Consider the following 5,831-nt stretch of genomic DNA (forward strand, 5'->3'; position numbering starts at 1 on the left):
TCAAGGGGTTAAGACACCGCCTTTTCACGGCGGTAACACGGGTTCGAATCCCGTACGGACTATCGATAAACTGTCACCAAGTGGCAGTTTTTTTGTGTATTTGGACAAAATAGTCAAAAATAATAACCAAATAGTTAAAAAAACGTGCAGAATAGAAAAAAAGTCCAATGGGCTTCTTTATTTTTATAAAATACAGATAAAAGTAAAGGAGAGCTTATGGAATTTAATAAAATGTATCAAAAAGTAAAATATATCGTAAGAAAATGTGAAAAAGAGTATTATATTCAATTATGGGAAAAGGATGATTGGGAACAAGAAGGTCAGCTAACTCTGTTTGAACTTTATCAAAAAAATCCTGAAATTGAAACAAATGAAGAATTACTTTATACATATTTCAAAACAAAATTTAGAAATCATATTAAAGATAAAATAAGACAACAGGAAAGTGATAAGAGAAAAATTAATAGACTTCCATATATTGAAATTGGAGAAATTAGTCACAGAATTTCATCAAGAAAAATATATTTAGATGAGCTAGTTGTTCTGAGAGATGCATTAAAACGTTTTAAAGAAAAATTAACAGTAAAAGAAAAAGAACAATATGAAGCATTACTAGCAAACAGAAGATGTCTAGGAAAAACAAAAATGAAAAAGAAATTAGAGAACTATCTAAAGGATTTTAAAAATTCAATTTAAGAACGGAAAGTTGACAGTGTATAAATGAACTTTCAAAAAAATAAAATTTTTTGAGAAAAAGTGTTGACAGTTAAGTGAGGTCATGATATACTAATATAGTTGTCGCGMGAGAGCGACAAAGACCTTTGAAAACTGAACAAGACGAACCAATGTGCAGGGCGCTATAACTAAGGTTATAGTAACTGAACAATAAAAAAACAATAAATCTGTCAGTGACAGAATGAGTTTAAGACAAACAATTATTTTAATGAGAGTTTGATCCTGGCTCAGGATGAACGCTGGCGGCGTGCCTAATACATGCAAGTAGAACGCTGAAGCTTGGTGCTTGCACCGAGCGGAAGAGTTGCGAACGGGTGAGTAACGCGTAGGTAACCTGCCTCTTAGCGGGGGATAACTATTGGAAACGATAGCTAATACCGCATAAAAGTCGACATTGCATGATGTTGATTTGAAAGGTGCAATTGCATCACTAAGAGATGGACCTGCGTTGTATTAGCTAGTTGGTGAGGTAACGGCTCACCAAGGCGACGATACATAGCCGACCTGAGAGGGTGATCGGCCACACTGGGACTGAGACACGGCCCAGACTCCTACGGGAGGCAGCAGTAGGGAATCTTCGGCAATGGGGGCAACCCTGACCGAGCAACGCCGCGTGAGTGAAGAAGGTTTTCGGATCGTAAAGCTCTGTTGTAAGAGAAGAACGAGTGTGAGAGTGGAAAGTTCACACTGTGACGGTAACTTACCAGAAAGGGACGGCTAACTACGTGCCAGCAGCCGCGGTAATACGTAGGTCCCGAGCGTTATCCGGATTTATTGGGCGTAAAGCGAGCGCAGGCGGTTAGATAAGTCTGAAGTTAAAGGCTGTGGCTTAACCATAGTACGCTTTGGAAACTGTTTAACTTGAGTGCAGAAGGGGAGAGTGGAATTCCATGTGTAGCGGTGAAATGCGTAGATATATGGAGGAACACCGGTGGCGAAAGCGGCTCTCTGGTCTGTAACTGACGCTGAGGCTCGAAAGCGTGGGGAGCAAACAGGATTAGATACCCTGGTAGTCCACGCCGTAAACGATGAGTGCTAGGTGTTGGGTCCTTTCCGGGACTCAGTGCCGCAGCTAACGCATTAAGCACTCCGCCTGGGGAGTACGACCGCAAGGTTGAAACTCAAAGGAATTGACGGGGGCCCGCACAAGCGGTGGAGCATGTGGTTTAATTCGAAGCAACGCGAAGAACCTTACCAGGTCTTGACATCCCTCTGACCGCTCTAGAGATAGAGTTTTCCTTCGGGACAGAGGTGACAGGTGGTGCATGGTTGTCGTCAGCTCGTGTCGTGAGATGTTGGGTTAAGTCCCGCAACGAGCGCAACCCCTATTGTTAGTTGCCATCATTGAGTTGGGCACTCTAGCGAGACTGCCGGTAATAAACCGGAGGAAGGTGGGGATGACGTCAAATCATCATGCCCCTTATGACCTGGGCTACACACGTGCTACAATGGCTGGTACAACGAGTCGCGAGTCGGTGACGGCAAGCTAATCTCTTAAAGCCAGTCTCAGTTCGGATTGTAGGCTGCAACTCGCCTACATGAAGTCGGAATCGCTAGTAATCGCGGATCAGCACGCCGCGGTGAATACGTTCCCGGGCCTTGTACACACCGCCCGTCACACCACGAGAGTTTGTAACACCCGAAGTCGGTGAGGTAACCGTAAGGAGCCAGCCGCCTAAGGTGGGATAGATGATTGGGGTGAAGTCGTAACAAGGTAGCCGTATCGGAAGGTGCGGCTGGATCACCTCCTTTCTAAGGAAATGGAAACCTGTACGTTGGTCTTGTTTAGTTTTGAGAGGTCTTGTGGGGCCTTAGCTCAGCTGGGAGAGCGCCTGCTTTGCACGCAGGAGGTCAGCGGTTCGATCCCGCTAGGCTCCATTAACACTGTAAGGGTGTTAAGATTGAACATTGAAAATTGAATATCTATATCAAATAGTAACAAGAAAATAAACCGAAACGCTGTAAATATTTAAAGAGTTTAGGTCGCAAGACCAAAAATAAGGTTAAGTTAATAAGGGCGCACGGTGGATGCCTTGGCACTAGAAGCCGAAGAAGGACGTGACAAACGACGAAATGCTTTGGGGAGCTGTAAGTAAGCGACGATCCAGAGATGTCCGAATGGGGGAACCCACTAGCTAATGGCTAGTACTCCTATCTGTTAAGGATAGGTAGAGGAAGACGCAGTGAACTGAAACATCTAAGTAGCTGCAGGAAGAGAAAGCAAAAGCGATTGCCTGAGTAGCGGCGAGCGAAACGGCAGGAGGGCAAACCGAAGAGTTTACTCTTCGGGGTTGTAGGACTGCAATGTGGACTTAAAGATTATAGAAGAATGACATGGGAAGGTCAGCCAAAGAGAGTAAGAGCCTCGTATTCGAAATAGTCTTTATACCTAGCAGTATCCTGAGTACGGCGGGACACGAGAAATCCCGTCGGAATCTGGGAGGACCATCTCCCAACCCTAAATACTCTCTAGTGACCGATAGTGAACCAGTACCGTGAGGGAAAGGTGAAAAGCACCCCGGGAGGGGAGTGAAATAGAACCTGAAACCGTGTGCCTACAACAAGTTCGAGCCCGTTAATGGGTGAGAGCGTGCCTTTTGTAGAATGAACCGGCGAGTTACGATATGATGCGAGGTTAAGTTGAAGAGACGGAGCCGTAGGGAAACCGAGTCTGAATAGGGCGGAATAGTATTATGTCGTAGACCCGAAACCATGTGACCTACCCATGAGCAGGTTGAAGGTGAGGTAAAACTCACTGGAGGACCGAACCAGGGCACGTTGAAAAGTGCTTGGATGACTTGTGGGTAGCGGAGAAATTCCAAACGAACTTGGAGATAGCTGGTTCTCTCCGAAATAGCTTTAGGGCTAGCGTCGACATTAAGATTCTTGGAGGTAGAGCACTGTTTGGGTGAGGGGTCCATCCCGGATTACCAATCTCAGATAAACTCCGAATGCCAATGAATTATGGTCGGCAGTCAGACTGCGAGTGCTAAGATCCGTAGTCGAAAGGGAAACAGCCCAGACCACCAGCTAAGGTCCCAAAATAATTGTTAAGTGGAAAAGGATGTGGGGTTGCACAGACAACTAGGATGTTAGCTTAGAAGCAGCTATTCATTCAAAGAGTGCGTAATAGCTCACTAGTCGAGTGACCCTGCGCCGAAAATGTACCGGGGCTAAAACAATTTACCGAAGCTGTGGATACCTTTATAGGTATGGTAGGAGAGCGTTCTATGTGTGGAGAAGGTGTACCGTGAGGAGCGCTGGAACGCATAGAAGTGAGAATGCCGGTATGAGTAGCGAAAGACAGGTGAGAATCCTGTCCACCGTAAGACTAAGGTTTCCAGGGGAAGGCTCGTCCGCCCTGGGTTAGTCGGGACCTAAGGAGAGACCGAAAGGTGTATCCGATGGACAACAGGTTGATATTCCTGTACTAGAGTATGTAGTGAAGGAGGGACGCAGTAGGCTAACTAAAGCGTGCGACTGGAAGTGCACGTCTAAGCAGTGAGGTGTGAATTGAGTTAAATGCTTAATTCTATAACATTGAGCTGTGATGGGGAGCGAAGTTTAGTAGCGAAGTTAGTGACGTCACACTGCCAAGAAAAGCTTCTAGCGTTAATCATACTCTACCCGTACCGCAAACCGACACAGGTAGTCGAGGCGAGTAGCCTCAGGTGAGCGAGAGAACTCTCGTTAAGGAACTCGGCAAAATGACCCCGTAACTTCGGGAGAAGGGGTGCTGGCTTTCAGTCAGCCGCAGTGAATAGGCCCAAGCAACTGTTTATCAAAAACACAGCTCTCTGCTAAATCGTAAGATGATGTATAGGGGGTGACGCCTGCCCGGTGCTGGAAGGTTAAGAGGAGTGCTTAGCGTAAGCGAAGGTATGAATTGAAGCCCCAGTAAACGGCGGCCGTAACTATAACGGTCCTAAGGTAGCGAAATTCCTTGTCGGGTAAGTTCCGACCCGCACGAAAGGCGTAATGATTTGGGCACTGTCTCAACGAGAGACTCGGTGAAATTTTAGTACCTGTGAAGATGCAGGTTACCCGCGACAGGACGGAAAGACCCCATGGAGCTTTACTGCAGTTTGATATTGAGTGTCTGTGCCACATGTACAGGATAGGTAGGAGCCATAGAGATCGGGACGCCAGTTTCGATGGAGGCGTTGTTGGGATACTACCCTTGTGTTATGGCCACTCTAACCCGGTAGGTTCATCATCTACGGAGACAGTGTCTGACGGGCAGTTTGACTGGGGCGGTCGCCTCCTAAAAGGTAACGGAGGCGCCCAAAGGTTCCCTCAGAATGGTTGGAAATCATTCGCAGAGTGTAAAGGTATAAGGGAGCTTGACTGCGAGAGCTACAACTCGAGCAGGGACGAAAGTCGGGCTTAGTGATCCGGTGGTTCCGTATGGAAGGGCCATCGCTCAACGGATAAAAGCTACCCTGGGGATAACAGGCTTATCTCCCCCAAGAGTTCACATCGACGGGGAGGTTTGGCACCTCGATGTCGGCTCGTCGCATCCTGGGGCTGTAGTCGGTCCCAAGGGTTGGGCTGTTCGCCCATTAAAGCGGCACGCGAGCTGGGTTCAGAACGTCGTGAGACAGTTCGGTCCCTATCCGTCGCGGGCGTAGGAAATTTGAGAGGATCTGCTCCTAGTACGAGAGGACCAGAGTGGACTTACCGCTGGTGTACCAGTTGTCTCGCCAGAGGCATCGCTGGGTAGCTATGTAGGGAAGGGATAAACGCTGAAAGCATCTAAGTGTGAAACCCACCTCAAGATGAGATTTCCCATGATTATATATCAGTAAGAGCCCTGAGAGAAGATCAGGTAGATAGGTTAGGAGTGGAAGTTGTGTGAGCAATGGAGCGGACTAATACTAATAGCTCGAGGACTTATCCAAAGAGTCAGAAGATATTGACAACGAAAGGTTAACTTGTTAGAATATAGATGTTCAATTTTGAATGTTTAATCATTCAGAGTTAAGTGACGATAGCCTAGGAGATACACCTGTACCCATGCCGAACACAGCAGTTAAGCCCTAGAACGCCGGAAGTAGTTGGGGGTTGCCCCCTGTGAGATAAGGTAGTCGCTTAGC

2 protein-coding genes, 1 tRNA gene and 3 rRNA genes are annotated in these 5,831 nt (G+C 46.9%); all 6 read left to right on the top strand.

Features of this window, described 5'->3' with window-relative positions; translation table 11 throughout:
* A partial coding sequence (locus tag ADH92_RS11300; protein WP_049497031.1) for a hypothetical protein occupies window positions 1–247 on the top strand: 247 nt, incomplete at its 5' end.
* A complete protein-coding gene (locus ADH92_RS03100; RefSeq protein WP_003009261.1) occupies window positions 217–696 on the top strand; it encodes a sigma-70 family RNA polymerase sigma factor in 480 nt (159 codons plus the stop codon). The genes ADH92_RS11300 and ADH92_RS03100, both read left to right, overlap by 31 nt.
* Before the next feature lie 243 nt (window positions 697–939).
* Window positions 940–2,487, top strand: a 16S ribosomal RNA gene (locus ADH92_RS03105).
* Window positions 2,488–2,540: 53 nt separating this feature from the next.
* A tRNA-Ala gene (locus ADH92_RS03110) sits at window positions 2,541–2,613 on the top strand.
* 123 nt (window positions 2,614–2,736) lie between these two features.
* Window positions 2,737–5,636: ribosomal RNA gene (locus ADH92_RS03115) — 23S ribosomal RNA — on the top strand.
* A 79-nt stretch (window positions 5,637–5,715) separates the two neighbouring features.
* Window positions 5,716–5,831 (top strand): 5S ribosomal RNA (gene rrf / locus ADH92_RS03120).
* Together the 16S, 23S and 5S rRNA genes with 1 tRNA gene alongside form the textbook arrangement of a ribosomal RNA operon.

Origin of the sequence: Streptococcus parasanguinis (genome assembly GCF_001073155.1) — a bacterium.
GTDB lineage: Bacteria > Bacillota > Bacilli > Lactobacillales > Streptococcaceae > Streptococcus > Streptococcus parasanguinis_D.

What these genes read in the sequence shown, in the direction of transcription:
- ADH92_RS03100 (WP_003009261.1), top strand. Translation starts at nt 217, where the DNA reads ATGGAATTTAATAAAATGTATCAAAAAGTAAAATATATCGTAAGAAAA.